The 19,722-nt window shown below is 44.2% G+C and carries 13 protein-coding genes; 3 read left to right on the top strand and 10 right to left on the bottom strand.

The genetic code is table 11. The features are described 5' to 3' along the window. Window positions 1-395 precede the first annotated feature (395 nt). The gene (locus MKY63_RS02360; protein ID WP_036680969.1) at window positions 396-1,349 is read right to left on the bottom strand and encodes a glycoside hydrolase family 43 protein; all 954 of its coding nucleotides are present in this window, start codon (window positions 1,347-1,349) and stop codon (window positions 396-398) included. Window positions 1,350-1,843: 494 nt separating this feature from the next. Here MKY63_RS02360 and ilvD point away from each other — a divergent pair, with 494 nt between their 5' ends. Continuing rightward, window positions 1,844-3,529, top strand: a complete 1,686-nt coding sequence (ilvD, locus tag MKY63_RS02365) for a dihydroxy-acid dehydratase (protein WP_036680967.1) — start codon at window positions 1,844-1,846, stop codon at window positions 3,527-3,529. A 177-nt stretch (window positions 3,530-3,706) separates the two neighbouring features. On the opposite strand, the gene MKY63_RS02370 is transcribed toward ilvD, so the two are convergent. Beyond that, window positions 3,707-5,107, bottom strand: coding sequence for a polysaccharide deacetylase family protein (locus MKY63_RS02370; protein ID WP_038569525.1), 1,401 nt, complete (start codon window positions 5,105-5,107; stop codon window positions 3,707-3,709). 210 nt (window positions 5,108-5,317) lie between these two features. On the opposite strand from MKY63_RS02370, the gene MKY63_RS02375 reads away from it, so the two are divergent. Next, window positions 5,318-6,511, top strand: coding sequence for an AI-2E family transporter (locus MKY63_RS02375; protein WP_038569524.1), 1,194 nt, complete (start codon window positions 5,318-5,320; stop codon window positions 6,509-6,511). On the opposite strand, the gene MKY63_RS02380 is transcribed toward MKY63_RS02375, so the two are convergent. From MKY63_RS02380 to MKY63_RS02415, 8 genes are all read right to left on the bottom strand, one after another. Continuing rightward, window positions 6,469-8,286, bottom strand: coding sequence for a penicillin-binding protein 2 (locus MKY63_RS02380; RefSeq protein WP_076141366.1), 1,818 nt, complete (start codon window positions 8,284-8,286; stop codon window positions 6,469-6,471). The two genes, MKY63_RS02375 and MKY63_RS02380, sit on opposite strands and share 43 nt — an antisense overlap. Before the next feature lie 164 nt (window positions 8,287-8,450). Continuing rightward, window positions 8,451-10,523: a methyl-accepting chemotaxis protein gene (locus MKY63_RS02385; RefSeq protein WP_052096882.1), complete on the bottom strand. Its 2,073-nt coding sequence runs from the start codon at window positions 10,521-10,523 to the stop codon at window positions 8,451-8,453. 47 nt (window positions 10,524-10,570) lie between these two features. Further along, complete coding sequence (locus MKY63_RS02390) at window positions 10,571-11,533, bottom strand: alpha/beta fold hydrolase (protein WP_143767773.1); 963 nt, start codon at window positions 11,531-11,533, stop codon at window positions 10,571-10,573. Window positions 11,534-13,050: 1,517 nt separating this feature from the next. Further along, window positions 13,051-14,082, bottom strand: coding sequence for a glycoside hydrolase family 130 protein (locus MKY63_RS02395; protein WP_038569519.1), 1,032 nt, complete (start codon window positions 14,080-14,082; stop codon window positions 13,051-13,053). Between the two features lie 76 nt (window positions 14,083-14,158). Next, window positions 14,159-14,992, bottom strand: coding sequence for a carbohydrate ABC transporter permease (locus MKY63_RS02400; RefSeq protein ID WP_036675551.1), 834 nt, complete (start codon window positions 14,990-14,992; stop codon window positions 14,159-14,161). A 3-nt stretch (window positions 14,993-14,995) separates the two neighbouring features. Beyond that, window positions 14,996-15,877 (bottom strand): sugar ABC transporter permease, encoded by an 882-nt coding sequence (locus MKY63_RS02405; RefSeq protein ID WP_036675555.1) that lies wholly within the window; start codon window positions 15,875-15,877, stop codon window positions 14,996-14,998. Window positions 15,878-16,005: 128 nt separating this feature from the next. After that, complete coding sequence (locus tag MKY63_RS02410; protein WP_038569518.1) at window positions 16,006-17,373, bottom strand: extracellular solute-binding protein; 1,368 nt, start codon at window positions 17,371-17,373, stop codon at window positions 16,006-16,008. Window positions 17,374-17,692: 319 nt separating this feature from the next. After that, on the bottom strand, window positions 17,693-18,472 hold the full coding sequence (locus MKY63_RS02415; RefSeq protein ID WP_036675560.1) for a response regulator: 780 nt from the start codon (window positions 18,470-18,472) through the stop codon (window positions 17,693-17,695). Window positions 18,473-18,768: 296 nt separating this feature from the next. On the opposite strand from MKY63_RS02415, the gene MKY63_RS02420 reads away from it, so the two are divergent. After that, the gene (locus tag MKY63_RS02420) at window positions 18,769-19,719 is read left to right on the top strand and encodes a 1,4-beta-xylanase (protein WP_038569516.1); all 951 of its coding nucleotides are present in this window, start codon (window positions 18,769-18,771) and stop codon (window positions 19,717-19,719) included. Window positions 19,720-19,722: the final 3 nt, after the last annotated feature.

Here is a 19,722-nt window from a genome sequence, read left to right on the forward strand (position 1 = left end):
CCACTATAAAATATTTGCCACAACGCCTTAAGCAAATCCAAAGCTTGGAACCACGCTCCTTTTTGCCCTGTAGATAACTCCCCTTGATTAATACAGTTTTTCTGTATCTCAGATCGAATTATAAGCATCCAAAATCCATATGTCAACGCTTTCATACAATAATTTTGTAATCTTACGAACTTTTCTCAAACAAATATATGGCTACACCAACTACAAACCTATTAAAAAAACGTACTAAACACCCTGTATTTTGGCGAAAAAACCCTTATAACACAGGCGTTTTTCGTCAATTATTATCGACAGCGAATAAAAATATCTGCATTACATGAAAAGGCCATTCATTACAGTTTTTCTGTAATGAATGGCCTTTTCAATCTTGTTTTTCTGTTTTATTCTTATTCTCCCGACGGTACGGTCTGAGCAAGCGTATCCCTACAAGGAACCCCAAAATCCGGTGTCCCATCCACCTTCCACCCAAATTTCTGGATACGGGTTGCTCGCAAAGACACATCCGCTCCAGCGGAAGGAAGCGCATGATAGACTATCCAATCTTCCTTGCCATCAGGAGATCGTGTGAAGCTATTGTGCCCCGTGGCAAAAATCCCGTTCTCTACACTTTTGCAAAATACAGGCGACATTGATTTTTCCCATGACAGCGGTTGCAAAGGATCTGCCGCTTCGCTCATGGTGAGCATCCCTAGTGCATAATCCTCAGACCAAGTCGTACTTGCCGAATAAACCATGAAAATACGATTGTTGCGCCGCAAAATTACCGGACCTTCGTTAATCGCCATGCCACCTTGCTTCTCCCATGACAGAGTTGGAGCGGTAAGCAGGTGATGTTCCCCTTCCAAGGTCCAAGGATTACTCATTCGCATAATGTAAATAGCCGACCCATAATCAGGGAAATGACCATATCCCGCATACAGAAAGTACAGCTGATCCCGCAATGACATTACTGTTCCATCCAACCCTGGGACAGGTGTCTGCAAAGCACCTCTCCATACCCACTGCCCTTCCAGCGGGTTTGCCTCTTCATTCTCCAGCACGCAAATCCGTCGTGAATCGTCGCCTCCTCCGTCATTCGCAGTGTAGTAAATGTACCATTTGTTGTCCAAATGATGAATTTCCGGCGCCCACAGATTGTAACTGTAGCTGCCCCCCGGTTCGGGAGACCAGATCACTTTCTTGTCGCCCTCCGCAAGGCCGGTCAAGGTTCTAGATCTCGTCAGCTCCAGACATTTAGCTTTTGTGGCCATAAAGTAATAATATCCATCGGTATGTTTGAATACCCATGGGTCTCCTGAGCTTGCTACAATTGGATTTAAATAAGTTGTACGCTGTGACATTCCCTTTCCCTCCTTAGCTTTTCATCCCCGTAAAAACGATCCACCGCGGCGATAATAATACACAAATCCCGATTTTCCAGCACCTCCCATAAAATAATAACTCCCATCATACTCAGCTCTCCTAAAGTTGTCTAGAGTGGTAAATAGATACATCCGAACCCTGATCCATTTTCCAAATAAAGCACTTTCCTTTCGAAAATGAGCTTTTCCTCCACTTCCCACGCTTTGCGTCAATCGACAAACTTCACATTGTCCGGTAGAAAAAACGTGCTCTTTGTGATAGACTCACTAATAACAATGACTTCTCCGTTCATTTTAGGCGGTAACTGTTTATACCAAAACAGCGGCTTTTTTTATAGAAACGGCATCGCTTTTCTTATTCAGGAAGCAGGTCCCCGTTCTTTCTATAAACCGTATATACGCAGGTCTTTGGAGTTCATTGCGTTAATGCGACACTATATTTGATTGAAATTCATTTAGGGGGGAATGTCATTATGGCAGCCAAGAAAATGCGTTCAGACATGATTAAAAAAGGCTTTGACCGTGCTCCACACCGTAGTCTCCTGAGAGCAGCCGGAGTAAAAGAAGAAGATTTCGGAAAGCCGTTTATTGCGGTCTGCAATTCCTATATTGATATTGTTCCAGGGCATGTGCATTTGCAAGAGTTCGGTAAAATCGTTAAGGAAGCGATTCGCGAAGCTGGTGGCGTTCCTTTTGAATTCAATACGATCGGCGTAGATGACGGAATTGCTATGGGACATATCGGCATGCGTTATTCACTGCCAAGCCGCGAGATCATCGCTGACGCCTTGGAAACCGTAGTTTCCGCGCATTGGTTCGATGGCATGGTCTGCATCCCTAACTGTGATAAAATTACACCGGGCATGATGATGGGCGCACTGCGTGTTAACATCCCAACCATGTTCGTAAGCGGCGGCCCAATGAAAGCCGGCGTAGATAGTAAAGGTAACAAGCTCTCTCTGACCTCGGTATTTGAAGGCGTTGGTGCTCACCAAGTCGGCAAAATCAACGATGCAGAGTTGCTTGAATTAGAACAATTCGGTTGTCCAACCTGTGGATCTTGTTCCGGAATGTTCACTGCCAACTCCATGAACTGCCTTGCAGAAGCACTTGGACTGGCATTGCCAGGTAACGGTACAATTTTGGCTGTTGCTGATGAGCGTAGAGAATTTGTTCGCAGATCCGCAACACAACTGATGGAATTGATTAAGCTGGATCTTAAACCAAGAGATATCGTAACTAAAGAATCCCTTGATAACGCATTTGCACTGGATATGGCAATGGGTGGTTCTACTAACACAGTGCTGCACACCCTTGCATTAGCTCAAGAAGCAGGTATCGATTATCCGCTTGAACGCATTAACGAAGTTGCAAACCGTGTTCCATATCTGGCTAAGCTGGCTCCAGCTTCTGATATCTTTATCGAAGATGTGGACCGTGCGGGCGGCGTTAGTGCTGTATTGAATGAACTGCTGAAGAAACCAGGTGCTCTGTTCGGGGAATGTATGACCGTTACCGGCAAAACATTAGCCGAGAACGTAATCGGACACGAGATCCAAGATACTTCCGTAATTCATACTATCGACAACCCTTACTCCGAAAGAGGCGGTCTGGCCGTACTTTACGGAAACTTGGCTCCTGAGGGTTCTATCATCAAGGTTGGTGCAGTTGATGCTTCAGTAGGCGGATATCATAAAGGTCCTGCGATCTGCTTTGATTCCCAAGAAGCTGCACTGGAAGGTATCGCCAACGGTAAAGTTAAAGAAGGCCATGTAGTCGTTATCCGCTATGAAGGTCCTAAGGGCGGACCTGGAATGCCGGAAATGCTGGCGCCTACTTCACAAATCGTGGGTATGGGGCTGGGTGCTAAGGTCGGTCTGATTACAGACGGTCGTTTCTCGGGGGCTTCCCGCGGAATCAGTATCGGTCATATCTCTCCAGAAGCAGCTGAAGGCGGTCCGATCGCTTTTGTTGAGGATGGAGACATCATTGAACTGGATCTCAACAACCGGAAGATTGAATTGCTGGTTGAAGAAGAAGTATTAGCAGTTCGTCGTACAGGTTGGAAAGAATTCGAACCTAAAGTTAAAACTGGTTACCTGGCTCGTTACTCCAAAATGGTTACCAACGCAAGTAACGGCGCTGTGCTGAAGATCTAATCCCTTTAGCAGAAAAGAATATTAAAACAAGCAAGAGCAGTCCCACCTTAGTATTTTTACTGGCGGGCTGCTCTTTTTTTAATTATCCCAACAAAAAAATGTTCCACAACCCAACGTTGGATTGTAGAACATCTCTTTACACGTCCACTGTATAATATTTATCAATAAGATCATGAATCAATTTGTTACTGTCGCACCTGGCATTTCTACTTCCGCAACCGAATCATTAAGTGACAACGATTCTTCCTGTTGCGATTTGCGTTTTTTTGCAGTTTTCGGATGATGAGGCAGCTGTTGATTCATCTTTTTGAGCAGCTCTGAGACAGGCATCAGGATAAGCTTCGGCACAAGGACCTCGCTCCGTTCTTTAAGCCTTGCCCCACCTGCTGGATGAATCACACTTAACAGGATCCTTAAGTAAAATTTAGAGGAACGTGCGAATAAGCCATCCGGCAAATCGCGTACGGTAAAGCCGAATTTCTCCGGTCCCCGGTTAATCATGCTGACCCCGTAAAGCGCTTTGGCTTCTGCAAGATCCACATCTTTGGCAATGATCTCAGCAAGAATGGGCAGATCCTTTTCCATTCTGCGGATCATTCGAATCGCAAGTTGAGCGGAAGAACGTGAATGAATTCCTAATTCGAACAGCTGTTTATTATCGATGTGCAGCTCAATGACTTTGTCACCTTTACGGAGCAGTGCTCCACCCTCGAGTTCAACCGGTTCGCCCTGATATTTCCGCATCCGATAATGCAGGAAAGGATCTGACGGAGTAATCGTTTGGAGATGAAAAAGAGCTTGAAATACCTGTTCCCAAGCTAACCAAAGTCCTACAAGCACCCGTTTACCAAAAGATAAGCGCCGGATAGGTGACGTCTCAGCCATCTTAATCATTTCGTCAATCCGAATGCTGCGGAGTCCCCGTTTACGGGCTTCCTCCAGTGTCTGCTCAAGAGCCACAAGCATATTCCCTGGAGCATCCGCATCTGCACCCAGCGTTGTGCCGCTATCATGCAACAACATCACTTCCCCGGGATTTAGACGGGCCAGCATCTTCTCAGTAAGTTTTTCGGCGCCGAGCTTCTCACGCCAATCGCCAAACATTGCCGACCAAAGCACAATTTCAACTTGGCGTCGTTTGGAAATATCAAATAAATTGACAATGCCCCAAGGTGGACGGTAATACGTACTGCGTTCGCCAATAATATTATAAATAATATCATTCGTACGTTGAATCTGCCGGCGGACGGTTGCTGGCCGCATGAGCCAGTTCGTCTTGTGAACATAATTATGAATCCCGATGAGATGTCCCTCATCATGGATACGCTGAATAAGATCAGGATAACGTTCAGCATTAGAGCCTACTACAAAAAAGGTCGCTTTTGCATCATACCTCTTCAGTAATTCCAGCAGTAATGGTGTAAATCGAGGATCAGGTCCATCATCGAAGGTCAGAGCGAATTCATTTCGCCCAGTTCCTTTACGAAAGACACGGTAACCAAAAATCCGGCTGATCATACCAGGGATAAAAGCATAAAATGATGAGATGTAAAATAACCAGAGCAGCAAAGTCTGCATATTAATTCCCCGCTTTTCCAGAGTTGACTTTGGCTCGCCTAATGTCTGCAAGCAGAACCTGTGAAACGGCCAAGTGAAGTAGAATAAAAAAAACGTTACCCCCTATTTTAACACATGTATCAAAGAAATAGACGCTTTTAAAGTAAAATCATGTACAATGTAATCAACCTGGCATATCCACTTATAAAAAAAAGGGAGTTGTTTATATCTATGCTGCCGTTATACAAAAAATATTGGCGCACATTTTTTGACATCGGATTAATTGTCCTCACGGTTTATTTAATTATGTTCTCCTTTAGTAAACTGTACCAGTTAGCTGCACCTGTATTCCTGTCTTTTTTTGTATTTTTGCTTATCGAACCCTTGGCCCGCTTCTTGAACCGCCGTGGTCTTGGTAAACCTTTCGCCTCCGCTATTTCAGTGTTGCTCTTTCTGATTGTGCTGTTAGGTACATTATTTGGTGCCGGTCTACTGATTACGATCCAGGCCCTTCACTTCCAAGAGAACCTCCCTAAATATACATATGTGGTGCAGCAGCATTTTGTGGAGACCACGACCTACCTGCAGCAAAAAATAGATAACTTGCCACCCGATATTACGAACAAGGTCAACGGCTACTTTAAAGATGCCACGGATGTCCTAACAGGATGGCTGATTACTTTTCTAAAATATATGGCCGGTATTCTTGGCTCCTTCTCCACCTTCATGGCCAATTTCGGGATAGCCATCATTTTGGCATTTTTCCTTAGCATGGAGATCAAAGATTGGCGTAAAATCGCGCATGACAAAATGCCAAAAACTTTTAAGAACGCCTTTGCCTTTTTACAAGGCAATGTTTTTAAAGCCATCGGGTCCTATTTAAAAGCACAACTTATTCTGATCAGCATTACTTTTGCCATAGTTCTGGTTGGCTTATTTATTCTGCGAACCGGCAACGAAATCACAATGGCGTTAGTCTGCGCTGTATTTGATGTTTTGCCGCTTCTTGGCGTGACGACAATTTTAGTCCCTTGGATCATCTATTTGTTCATCGTGGGCAATACTTCACTGGCTATCGGATTAATTATCCTCCTTGCCATTGTACTAATTGTTAGACAGCTGCTTGAGCCGAAGATTACCGGGAATTCGATTGGCGTATCCTCAGCTTTCCTTATGCTGTCGTTCGTCATTCTGTCCACATCTGCTTTCGGTATGGCCGGTCTGATCCTGTCGCCGATTCTGCTTATTCTGATAAAAGAACTGATTCAACAAGGGTATCTTCAGAGCTGGATCTATCTTCCGCAAGAGGAATTTATCGTTTCGCCCTTTGCTGCTAACGGTCCAGCTTCCAATCATACCAGCTCTGCGCCACCACCTGAACCTCAAGCTCCAGAGGGAACCGATGATAGTAAATCCAACACTTGACCAAACAGCTTAACCGCTAGATGTGAACTGTCCGGAGCAACGTTCTCAACCGCTACCGACACAGCATATCTGGGATGATCCACCGGCCCATAGCCGATAAACCATTGATTGTTACGCGGCACACCCTTAACAAGGGTTTGTGCCGTACCTGATTTCCCGGCAACCGGCCATTTCGTACTCTGCAGACTTGTGCCGGTTCCATCCGTAACAACTTTACGCATCCAGGACAGCAGCTGGCGGGCTGTAGATTCTGAGATCCTCCCTGCAGTTGAAGGGGAAAGATGACCCGGCAGATCCTCTAGCTTTTGACCATTTGCAAAGGTCACACGCTGGAGAATTCTTGGCGCTCTCACTTCCCCTCCATGCAGTAACGTCACTACCAGGTTGGCTGCCTGAAGTGGTGTCACTTGCACATCTCGCTGCCCAATGGCCGTCTGCACTCTGGCGCCTGGATCATCCGGCAGCAAAGAAGTGAAGATCGTCCCCTTCTGCTCACCGGATAGTGGCTTAAGAACTGGAAAACCAAGCGTATTCTCCGCTTGCCAGCTAATATCTCTTCCGAGCCCCAGCGCGAGTGCTGTCGCTTGAAGCTGCGCCCCACTTAAGCGCTCTGCCAGCGCAGCAAATACTGTATTACAGGACACGGCGAACCCTTGCGCCAGCGTGAGGGCGCCGTGTCCTTTTCCTTTTAGACAAGATAATCCATATTTCTCATATTGCCCTGAACAATAGAAGAGCTCATCCGCTGAGGTGACCCCGGCTTCTAGTGCCGCGGCTGCTGTGACGATTTTGAAGATTGATCCAGGTACAGCAGCCTGCAGCGCCCGGTTATTCCACTCTCCCCCTTCAGGGGATATCTTCTCTGGGTCGTAAAAAGGTAAAGATACCATGGCTTCAATATCTCCCGTTCCGGTGTCTAACACCACCACGGCTCCTTCCTCCATTCCAGCTTTGACAGCTAACTCCTCTATTTGTTCCTGAAGCTTTTTATCAATCGTTGTATATAAAGACAGCGGATAATACGGATTGCCCGGGGCCCGCACTTGAATGGGACTGCCCGGGACACGTTGCCCGCGCGCATCAACCTGAGCGTATGCCTCAGTATGCCCGACGCCTCGAAGCAACGGCTCCAGGGTCTTTTCTAACCCGTCCGTTCCTGTCATCGGAATTCTCAGCCCCGATGGCGATGCCTTCCCATCAGTGTTTGGGACCGCTTCCGATAAATATCCAAGCCACTGCCGTCCAGTTGAATTTCCATCATATCTGCGAGCAAAGGGAAGCACGCCTACTCCGTCGATCCCCAGCGCACTCACTTCTTTTGCTTGTGCGGATGTAAGTGCGAGCGGTCCTTTTCCCACTGAGGATGGCCAAAGCAGAGGTTCTTTAAGGGAAGAGCGCTTGTTTAGCAATTGCTCATAACTCACTCCAAGGATAGCTGCCAATCGGTGCATGGACTCAGCTTCTTCGTATACAACCTTCGTCACGGTATTCCTAGCCTTCGCCTCTTGAGGAAAAAAAGCAGCCGTCCAAATGGTTTCCCCGGCAAGGGGTTCACTCTTTCGGTCATACAGGCGCCCCCGCCCAGTATCCAATACAGTCTCCCGTTCGCTTTGAATTTCCGCCATCTTTGCAAGTGTATATTTCGTTCCAGGGACCGTCTGTTCCTTCATAAACAGTTGAATCCACGCCAGCCTAAGGACCAACACGGCTACCACTGAACTTAAAATAATCAGTCCGCCGAGTATGCGTCTGTGGACATTATTGTGCAATCCCATTCCTCCTGACTGACGTTCATAGCCTTTATTATGTCCCACCCGCTGGATTATTTACACTCATGCTTAGTTAGCTATTTTATAACCTTTTGAATAGCACAAAGACCAGTCCCAAATAATTGGAGACTGGTCTTTGTATTGAAAATAATTACTGAGGTTATGCAAGGTTACAAATTAAACTTGGACAGTTTTTCTTGCAACTGCCGGGACGCATGCTCAAGCTGCTCAGACAGCTCCACTAAATGATCACTCACACTTTGTTGCTCTCCGCTAAGCGAAGCCACTTCTTGCGAAGCTGCTGATGATTCCTCTGCAATGGAGCTGATATTGCCCATGGAATTTGACAGCACCTTTTGGGATTGGCTCAAGCTATCCATCGATAAAGCAACAGATTCCAAACGTGTAATAAAATGACGCATCTGATCCTGTACAGATACGAAGATATCGCTAGTGCTCTCCACTGAAGTCACCTGCTGATTAAAAAGAGGGGCTACTTCCGAGAGAACACCTACGGTCTCGTTCATATCCTTCATAATGGTGTCTGTTATATTAGCCACCACAGCAATGGAATCTTTGGACTGATCTGCAAGCTGGCGTATTTCATCGGCCACTACCATAAATCCCCGGCCGGACTCCCCTGCCCTTGCCGCTTCTATCGTTGCATTTAGAGACAAAATATTCGTCTGCTGTGTAATATTCTGCATAACATCAAGCACCTTCATCACTGATGATGTGGTGTCTTGCAGCTCATTCACTTTCAACACGAGCTTATTCGTCATATCGCCCGTCTTATTGGTTTTGCCAAGCAGCTCTTTTAACTCATTAAAACCTTCTTCACTAAGCACGCCGATACTATGTGCGGTATGATCCATCTCATGCGTAGCTGAGTTCACTTTGTTCATTTGCACCGAAATTTGCCCCGTAAGCTCGTTGCCCTGGTCCGCCTCCAAAGCCAGGCTGCCTGAACCTCCGGCAATTTCTTCTGTTGCAGCGGCAATCTCTTTGGCGGCCATCGCTGTCTTACGCGATACCCCACTAAGTTCATTGGCCGTTTCCATTACCTTTCGAGCCGTTTCATTAGTATGGATAACCAGTTCTGTGATCCGTTCCATCATCCTATTAAAGGAACCCGATAACTGACCTATTTCATCTCGTGAGGTAATCTCCGTGCGTACTCCAAGATTCCCATCTGCCCCCTTAGACATTAAATCTTTAAGCCGGGTCAAGGGCTTGGATACCATTCTGTACATCCAGTAACCAATTAGAATGGCGACAATAGCAGCCACCGCAACAATAATATATGTAGTTTTTAGAATACGAAGTGCGTCTTTCGTAAGATTCTCAGCCGGAACAACACCAAGCAATCTCCAGCTGGAGCTTTCCATCGTCCCATACACAGCTAGTATGGATTTCCCTTTCTCATCCTTCGTTGGCAATGACCCCGCCTCATGCTCCAAACCATGAAGAAGGGTCCCTCCCAGACTGAGATAAGTATCTGTTCCTACTTGCTGGGACGATGCGATCAATTCATCCTTATCCGTCAGCAATTGCATGTAAGAGCTGGGTCCGAGATCAACTTTACGAAGCTGATTTTCTAATTCACTAATTCTAATATCACAGATAATTATGTATCCCGGGCTTTGTGTATCCCCAGCTATCGATTGTGCCAAATGAAACATACCCGAAGTATTTCCTTCTTGTTCTTGTACTGTCCGGGGAATCCACAGTGTTTGTGGTTCCTCTTCAAGCTGCTTGAACCATGATGATTCTCTGAATTCCTTGATAAAAGCGTTGTCTTTTGATCCCGCTGAAGAAGTGGGGACTTCCTGATTCATCGGGATGAGGTATACAGCTTCTACCCCCTTTGATGCGGTCAGCCAGGCATTCAGCTCGGCGCTAATCTGGTTAGACTGCAAATTACGTTCCTCATTACTTGTAGTGGGATTATTCCCTTGTTTGAGTGCATCCTGAATCTCATTGTTGTAAAGAATTCTTCCTAGGCCGTCCTCATAACGCAATAATTCAACATCAAACTTCTCTGCAGCTTGGACGACTGTCTGTTGATTGGCTGACAGCGCGTTATTCTCGATCGTTTGCTCAGCTACGGAATAGGAAATGTAGCCAAGTGAGAGAACGAGCACCATTGTTGAGATGAAGAAGATGAGAAAAAGCCGCACCCCAATCGATTTGGCAGGGTGCAGCTGGAAATGCGCCTTTTCTTTTTTTGCTTGCGACTTCATCAATTGTTCACCACCGTTGTCTTCAGTTATGCCTGCTGGCTTATCTCTTACAAGGTCATGAACAATTCCAACGCCCGATCGGCAAGATATGGTAAATACTCATGACCGTACTCATAATAAACCATAAGCTCTTTGGACGCTAGTATTTTATTGTATGCGGCAAATTGAGTTGAAGGTGGACAAATCGTATCGGATAACCCGGTAACCCACAGTACTTTAGCCTGAATTCTTTCCGCAAGATTCTGAATATCGATATAGCCGAGCCTATTAAAAATCTCATCCTCACGCAAATGATGGGGATCAAAAAACCGGAAATAATAGTTGATCTCCTCATAAGCTGAGGTGGTAATATCCAGTTCCCAAGCACGTTTATAATCTGAAAGGAAGGGATACACAGGCAAGGCTATTTTTAAGCGAGGCTCTAATGCTGCACAAGCGACAGTCAGCGCTCCACCTTGAGATAGTCCAAAGGCACCTACACGCTCAGGATCAACTTCATCCATAGACATCAGAACTCGGGCAGTCTGTGCCGTATCCAAAAACACATTGCGATAATAAAGGTTATCTGGATTAGGATCATCAATCCCTCGAATGATATGTCCACGTATCGTGGTGCCCTTTACGGTAAGATTATCTTCGGAGAGGCCGCCCTGTCCGCGACAATCCATCGCCAGGACGCTAATCCCGTGGGCAGCATAAGCCACCTTCTCCATCCAATCCCCGCTGTCACAGGAGTACCCATGGAACATCACTAGACCGGGGCCTTTTTTATGTACGTTTTTCTTCGGTCTTACATATTTGCAATGGATTCTTGCACCGCCAACTCCGGTAAAATACAAATGGAAACACTCCGCAAGCTCACTGACAAACTCCGCCGGCTCCAGCTCATAATCCAGCGGCTGTGCATCCAGATCACGTAATGCCCGCTCCCAAAACTGCTCGAAATCACCCGGCTTTGGACTACTTCCGTTATATTCCTTTAACTGTGACAAATTCATGTCGCTTCCCAAAATATTGTTCCTCCTTAAGTTATGTAACGATATTGTTCGCTTACTGTTCGTAACCGCGAAGCATCGTTACAGTTACTATGCTAGATAGAAACGGAAAACCCAATATGGGTTTTCCGTTGGTGTATGGATATTTGCGATGGGATAGTGGGACGGGATAGTGGGATGGGTTAGTTGCGTTTTCTGCGACTGAATAGTTTAATTGCAGCTCCGAGGCTGGATAGTTGCACTTTGTGCAGCTATATTTCAGCTGAATATGTGTGTTTTCCTCTTAGTTGCACTTTGTACAACTAAAAAACAGTAAAAGGAGCTTTTGGAGGTTACTTGGCTGATATAGTTGCACGAAGTGCAATTATATCGCCTAGTAACCAAAGAAATGTTAGTTTAAGTGCACAGAGTGCAACTATTTACGTCGAAGTCCTAGAGTAACTAAGCAACAGAGTAGCAGAATCACCAACAGATCCACATTCACCACTCACTCGCTGCTTGCCTATTACCTTCACAACTAATCATATTCTACGTGCCTATAACCTTCTTTTTACCTCTACAACCCCTCACATTCCACTTATCCGCTATCTTCTTATTACTTCTACAACTAATCATATTCCACGTACCAACTACCTTCTTATTACCTCTACAACTACTCACATTCCACTTATCCGCTATCTTCTTATTACCTCCACAACTAATCACACTCCACGTACCTACTACCTTCTTATTACCTCTACAACCACTCACATTCCACTTATCCGCTATCTTCCTCTTACCTCCACAACACCCACATTTTCCACCTTGCCCATTAACTTCTTTATAATCGGCACAGTAACAGCTTCTGGCTGGATAGTTGCACTTTGTGCAGCTATTACAGCTGAATATGTGTGTTTTCTCTCTTAGTTGCACTTTGTACAGCTAAAAAACGGCAAAAGGAGCTTTTGGAGGTTACTTGGCTGATATAGTTGCACGAAGTGCAATTATATCGCCTAGTAACCAAAGAAATGTTAGTTTAAGTGCACAAAGTGCAACTATTTACGTCAGAGCCATAGAGTTGCACTTTGTGCAGCTATTACAGCGGAATATGTCTTTTTCCCCTTTTAGTTGCACTTTGTACAACTAAAAAACATTAAAAGGAGCTTTTGAAGGTTACTTGGCTGATACAGTTGCACAAAGTGCAACTATATCACCTAGTAACCAAAGAAATGTTAGTTTAAGTGCACAGAGTGCAACTATTTACGTTAGAGCCATTGAGTAGCAAAGCCATGGAGTAACCAAGCCACAGAGTAACTAAGCAACAGACTGACAAAGCCGCCAACAGAGACGAATTCCCCCTCACCTGCTACTTATCTATTACAAGCAATATTGAGTTGTTCTGTTGCACATTCTGCAACAGAACGGAGGCCGCACATGGCAACCTCCGCACTGAGCACACTTAACAACACCAATCCCAACACTTCTTTCGAACTCTACGCTACGCAATTCTCCGGACAAGCAAGCTCTCTGCAAATATAGGTTATTAAGTCCAACTAGATTTTGCCTAAACCTGCATCATCGCCAACCTCTTCATGAGTTTCGATGACATAGTTGACGATTTCATTAACCGTTGTATAAGCAACGCCTACATAAGTATCAGCAGCGCCATAATAAATGGCGATATGGCCGGTTTCTGCATCATGCAGTGTGGCACATGGGAACAGGACGTTATTCACAAAACCTCTTTCCTCATACCATTCTTCTGGCGTTAATACAAAGTTTTTCGAGCGATATTTTACTTTTGAGGGCTCATTGATATCCAAAATAACCGCCCCCATGCTATACACAAGACCGTTGCAGGTTCCAGTTACGCCATGGTAGAACATCAACCAGCCTTCAGTAGTTTCAATCGGCGCTGGTCCGCCACCAATTTTGACACTTTGCCACCAGCCTTGACCACCCTTGGTCATTACATGGCGGTGTTTTCCCCAATATACGAAGTCAGGGCTCTCACTAAGGAACACATCACCAAATGGCGTATGGCCACTGTCACTTGGACGGGACAACATCACGAAGTTATTGTTGATTTTTCTAGGGAACAGTACGCCGTTCCGGTTGAATGGCAGGAATGGGTTTTCCAAGCTGATAAATGTTTTGAAATCTTGTGTTTTAGCTACACCAATAGCTGCGCCGTAGAAATCTGTACACCAGATAATATAAAATGTATCTTCAACCTTCACCAGACGTGGATCGTAAGCATAACGCGGCTGATAAGGATTACCTTCTTCATCTATAAATCGGATCGGCTCATCATCGATTTTCCAATCCAAACCATCCACACTATGTCCCATACGCAGATGCGGACGAGTCGTGTTATCTTCTACACGAAATACACCAATAAAACTGCCTTCATACGCAGCAACCGCACTATTGAAAATACGGGCTACACCTTTTGCAGGATTTCTTTTGATAACCGGGTTATCATTATGTCTCCAAATCGGATTCTCGTAGCCAGCAGGCTTTTCTTGCCAAGGCATGTTCGGGATGTTAATTGCACTTGCTCCAACCAATTTTACTTCACTCATTAGTATTCCCTCCAAATGTATGCAACTTTTCAGTATGCTATTTTATCTAGTACTGTTATTAAATTTACTGTTGAGCTCACTTTACAGAACCTTGCGAAAAACCATTGTAGATATATTTTTGCAAGGCGGTAAACACAACCAATGTAGGTATAATTGCGATCATAATCGCCGCACATATTACTTCCCACTGCGATCCATATGGACCTTTAAACTTAAAGAGTGCTGTGGAGATCGTTTGCAGATCTGTTTTCGGCATATAAAGGAAAGGGGTGTAAAAATCGTTATAAATATTAACACCCTTCACGATCACTACAGTTACAATCGCCGGCTTCAACAATGGCAAAATAATTCTCCAATAAATCGTCCAATACGAAGCTCCGTCCAGCATCGCGGATTCATCCAGTGACTCGGAGATCGAATCCAAAAACTGCATGAAGATATAAACAGCGATAATATCCGTGCCCAAGTACATAACGATTGGCGCCCATCTGGTATTAAATAATCCCAAGTGATTGATGATTTGGAAAGTAGCCACTTGTGTAGTTACGCCTGGAATCAGAGTAGCAATCAGGAACATACTAATTAGGATCTTACTGCCTTTAAATTTGAAGCGCGATAAAATATAAGCCATCATCGAACCCGTCAACGTGGCACCCGCAATAGAAATCACAACGATAATGACAGTATTTTTAAAACCGAGCAGCATTTTCCCGTCTACAAAAGCCTTTGTGTAGTTGGAGAAATTCAACCAATTCTCTGGCAGCGTTAACGGTCCGGTAGAAGCATATTCCGTTCCGGTCTTTAATGAAGCGAAAAACACGACCACGATAGGTATCAAAGCTACAAGTGCTCCCAAAATCAAGGTGAGATATTTGAATATACTAGCAGTGGTATATTTTACAGAATGCATAGTTTATTTCTCCTCCTTGATCAGAACGCGCTGCAAAATAGTAACTATGATAACAATACCCAGCAATACCACGGCCATCGCCGATGCCAAACCAACCTTGCTGTATTTGAAAGCTACATCGACCGTCTGAATAACGAATGTACTACTTCCGTTTGATCCGCCTGTCATGACGTATGGAATTTCGAATACCCCAATGGCGCCACTAACCGCAAGAATCAAGTTCAATTGCAGAATACGTTTAATGCTTGGCAAAATAATATGCATAAACTGATGCCATCTGTTTGCACCGTCAATTTCAGCGGCCTCATAGATATCCTTACCGATAGAAGAAATAGCTCCAAGGAAAATCAGGAAGTTCATTCCCATGTATCTCCACAGTGATGCACCTGCGAGCGAGAAGTTAATCAAATTAGGATTCAGAAGCCACTTCTGCTGCAGACTGCCAAGCCCAATCAGATTAAGAATCGTATCTAGCGTTCCATCTGGTTTGAAGAAGAAGAGAAAGATAAAACCGATCGCTACACCGTTTAGCAAGGTCGGGAAGAACAAAATCCCTTTAAACAAGTTTTTCATGCGAACACTAAAGCTTAAGATGGTTGCAAAATACAAAGCAAGTGCCATCTGGATAAAAGTGGTAAAGAAATAATACAAGCTGACCTTAAACACAGAAAAATACTCAGGTTTTGTAAAAATGGTCTTGTAGTTTTCTAAACCGACATATTCCATATTTTTGCTCAATCCATTCCAACTGGTGAAGCTGTACCGAAACATACTGATGACTGGATAATAAGCGAATGTGAGCAGCAATAATATCGGCACTAATGAGAATAAGATGATGATAGCGATTCTTTGATTTTTATAGCTCAAATTTGAAAACTTAAACACCCGATACACCTCCAGAAAAAGCATCCTCATTTATTTAAGACTCGTTTAAATGTGAAGGGGGAAATGCTTGTTAGCATATCCCCTCCCACATTCACTACCGCCTATAGCATCTAAGAAGCTTATAGTTGTTACTGTGCTGTGACTTTAGCGCGAGCGGCTTTCCACTTGTCGTTCAGGTCTTTCATGATGTCATCATAGGATTCTTTTCTGTTGCCAATCGCTGCTTCAATAATCCGTTTCTTGAAGTCTGGCTGCCAAGCACCGATCTCAGCTTGTTTGTCGATTTCATCAGACCAGCCTTCTTCACCAGCTTTAGCAGGAGCAAGAGTATCAAAGGTTACATCTGTACCTTCATATTGTTTCAGGATTTCTGGAAGCTCTGCACCGATAGCCGGGCTCATACCGCCGCCTTCAGTTGTAGGGTAATTAGATTCGTTGATGAACCAATCCACCCAAGCTCTAGCAGCTTCTTTGTTCTTACTGTGAATGCTGACACCCAGATTGTAGTCACCAGCAAGCGGCACAAGGATTTTATCCGCATTGGTTGGGAAAGGCATAAATCCAACATCGTCTGGATTTGTAGCCAGGCCTTTGATTTGGCCAATCGCCCAAGATCCAAGCACCATAGTCCCAATTTTTCCGTTGGCTAGATCAGCTTTGGAAGATTCCCAGTCTGTTGTAGTTGGATCTTCTTCAATCAAACCTTTTTGTGCTGCATCGTACAGAATTTTGTACAATTCATAGTGTGGTTGACCCGCTACATAGTTGTCGTCGCTAGCCACTTGAGCAATGTTTACATAATCACGGTCACCAGCTACTGTAGCCAGATCCGCTTCCCATTGCGTCAATGTCCAGCCTGCTGCGTAATTTGTGTAAAGAGGAACAGCTTGTGTTTTGTCTTTAATAGTCTGCAGGGCAGTCAAGAATTGTTCAGGGGTTTTGGGAACCTCTGTAATTCCGGCATCTTTGAAGACTTGTTTGTTATAAATAATCCCGTTAAAGTTGATGGTCATCGGAATACCATAGGCAACTCCGTCTACTGCACGTTCTTCCAGCCCTGTGTATTGTTTGCTCATTTCTTCGAGCTTGCCAAGAGGTTCGAAGAAATCAGGAATATCTTTTACAGCTATGCTAGTAGGTAACAAAAGAACGTCGCCATAATCACTAGTGCTCATACGAATTTTAATTTGGTCTTCGTAAGTAGCTAGCGCTTCAAAGTTCACCTTTACATCAGGATATTTCTCATTGAATTTAGCCGCATACTCTTTGAATACGGTATCAACAATATCTGTTCTTTGCGTTATGACTGTGATATCCCCTTTGATATCCTTGGCTGCTGTACCATCAGCTGGAGCAGTTGCCTCTGCTGAAGAACCATTGTTTCCTGTGTTTTTAGCAGCTTCATTGTTAGTGTTGTTGTTTGAGGAACAACCGCTAAACAATCCCGCCACAAGTGTTAGTGCCATCAAGCCCATCATTGTTTTGCCTTTTTTCATGCTGTTACGACCCCTCTCTTCAATTCAACTCTAGTTTTAGGTAAATAACAAATATAATAACTTTTATCATCACTCATAACTTGAAAGAGTAGTCATTAATACCGGATTATCTGAATTACTCTTGAAAACAAGTGATGATATCGCTTACAAACCCATTATAAATCTATTTTTGACGCAAAACGATGGTTTCAATTGCTTTTTCTGGTCTTGTATTTGTTATTTTTGTTTTACTTATAATAATTTTGTTATCTAATTTATAAAAATATCTACAAAAAAAGAGAGCTTTTCGCCCTCCTAATAAATAGCTTCCTATATATGCCTAAAACTCTCGTTCAATTTTCGGGAATTTACAGCCGCTTTTATAATCCTTAGGTGTCATACCACACATTTTCTTGAACAATTTATTAAAATATACCGGATCGCTATAACCCACCTTCTCGGCAATTTCATAATTCTTCAGGTCAGGATGCTCCATTAGCAGTTCCTTAGCTTTAGAAATTCTAATCCGAATCAGATAGTCTGTGATCGTCTGCCCCGTCTTTAATTTGAACAAACGGCTGAGATAACTCGCATTCATGCCCACCATCTCCGCTAAGCGTTCTAGCTCGAAGTTCTGATCATACTCTCTCTCCAGAATGCTTTTTGTCTGCTCAACTACATAATGTTCCCCACCATCCGCAGCTTGTGAGAAAATCTCCTCATGCTCCGTCACGTTCTTTTTCTTTACATCCTCTACTCTCTTAAGCAGCTCATATAGCTGAGTCTTATCAATCGGTTTAAGCAAATAATCCATCACCCCATGGCGGATCGCTCGACGGGCATATTCAAATTCACTAAAACCGCTAAGGACAGCAATAGGTATATCCTCCATATGGTCTCTAACCTGTTCAATCAGCTTAAAACCATCCATCCTAGGCATTTTGATATCTGTAATAAGCAGATCTATATCCTCTCGGGATAACTTTTCTAAATGTTCCCAGGCTTCCAACCCGTTTCCGTAAGATCCAATTACATGTACGTCTATTTCCATTCTGGATGTGATTTTTTCGAGCCCCCTGCGAATGACTTCCTCGTCGTCCGCAATCATAACATTTATCATTTAAGTAATTCCCTCCAGTTGTATCCGCCAGTTATTATGATTGCGCTATCATCACGAATAGTATCTCCCCATGCATTACGTCAATGTACGATTGCGCCCTTTTATAGTCTTATATTTACTATAACTAAAGTTATTCAAATTTCCCAGCTCCAACTACAAATTGTCCTTGAAATCATCTACGAAAAAGTATATAACTAAATTAAGTTGTTATTATAAACTAACAAAACAATAATAACTATCTAACAAAATTAAGTTTGCTAATTTATCTATTTCCATTTGTAAAGTGAGGATCCTCGATGATGTTAAACAACGAATACATTGCAGGCGTAACCTGGGGTTTCTCAGGTAGACGTGGTTCATGGACAACAAAAGAAGCTGAGTGTTCGCTGGAATTAATGTCCTCTGTCACCGGAGCGAACTGGACGGCCATTGCGCTCAGTGCGCTTCAAGCTACCGCTCATTCTACGGAAATTCCCTACTGGGAGGCTCCAACCGTTAGCGACGAAGAAGTGAAATGGGCTATCAGCAAAGCGAAGTCACTCCAGCTAAAAGTATGCCTGAAGCCGATTGTTAATTGTGCTGACGGAACTTGGCGTGCCCATATTAACTTTTTTGATAAGGATGTCCCTTGCGAGCCTAAATGGTCTGAGTGGTTCAGCTCTTATACTAAATTTATTCTGCACTATGCCGCTATCGCTGAGGAAACAGGCTGTGAAATGTTCTGTATTGGCTGTGAGCTTGTACAGACGGATAGACGCGAAGCCGAATGGCGTTCGCTTATTGCCGAGGTGCGGAAGGTCTACTCAGGTATTCTTACTTATAATTGCGATAAGTATCAGGAGGATAACGTAACCTGGTGGGATGCGCTCGATGTGATTTCTTCAAGTGGGTATTATCCAGCTAGTGATTGGGAGGCTCAGCTCGACCGGATTGAGCAAGTGGTGAGCTCACAGAATAAGCCGTTCTTTTTCATGGAAGCGGGTTGCCCAAGCCGGAGCGGGAGCGCTGCGATTCCCAATGATTGGACCTTAAAGGGCGAACCAAGTCAAGAAGAACAAAGTAAATTCTATCAGGCAATGTTTCAAGGCTGTGAGCACAGAGATTGGGTTCAGGGCTTTATGCTCTGGGATTGGCCTACTCATCTTTATCCAATTGAAGAAGCAGCACAGAATGATGATTACTGTATGTACGGTAAGCAAGCCGCTGGGATCATCAACGAATATTTCACCTCAAAAATCACCAAATAATGT

Source organism: Paenibacillus sp. FSL R7-0189, from assembly GCF_037969925.1.
Taxonomy (GTDB): domain Bacteria; phylum Bacillota; class Bacilli; order Paenibacillales; family Paenibacillaceae; genus Paenibacillus_AQ; species Paenibacillus_AQ odorifer.

Coding starts and splice junctions, on each gene's coding strand:
- MKY63_RS02360 (WP_036680969.1), bottom strand. CDS start 1,349: ATGTCACAGCGTACAACTTATTTAAATCCAATTGTAGCAAGCTCAGGA.
- ilvD (WP_036680967.1), top strand. CDS start 1,844: ATGGCAGCCAAGAAAATGCGTTCAGACATGATTAAAAAAGGCTTTGAC.
- MKY63_RS02370 (WP_038569525.1), bottom strand. CDS start 5,107: ATGCAGACTTTGCTGCTCTGGTTATTTTACATCTCATCATTTTATGCT.
- MKY63_RS02375 (WP_038569524.1), top strand. CDS start 5,318: ATGCTGCCGTTATACAAAAAATATTGGCGCACATTTTTTGACATCGGA.
- MKY63_RS02380 (WP_076141366.1), bottom strand. CDS start 8,286: ATGGGATTGCACAATAATGTCCACAGACGCATACTCGGCGGACTGATT.
- MKY63_RS02385 (WP_052096882.1), bottom strand. CDS start 10,523: ATGAAGTCGCAAGCAAAAAAAGAAAAGGCGCATTTCCAGCTGCACCCT.
- MKY63_RS02395 (WP_038569519.1), bottom strand. CDS start 14,082: ATGAGTGAAGTAAAATTGGTTGGAGCAAGTGCAATTAACATCCCGAAC.
- MKY63_RS02400 (WP_036675551.1), bottom strand. CDS start 14,992: ATGCATTCTGTAAAATATACCACTGCTAGTATATTCAAATATCTCACC.
- MKY63_RS02410 (WP_038569518.1), bottom strand. CDS start 17,373: ATGAAAAAAGGCAAAACAATGATGGGCTTGATGGCACTAACACTTGTG.
- MKY63_RS02415 (WP_036675560.1), bottom strand. CDS start 18,472: ATGATAAATGTTATGATTGCGGACGACGAGGAAGTCATTCGCAGGGGG.
- MKY63_RS02420 (WP_038569516.1), top strand. CDS start 18,769: ATGATGTTAAACAACGAATACATTGCAGGCGTAACCTGGGGTTTCTCA.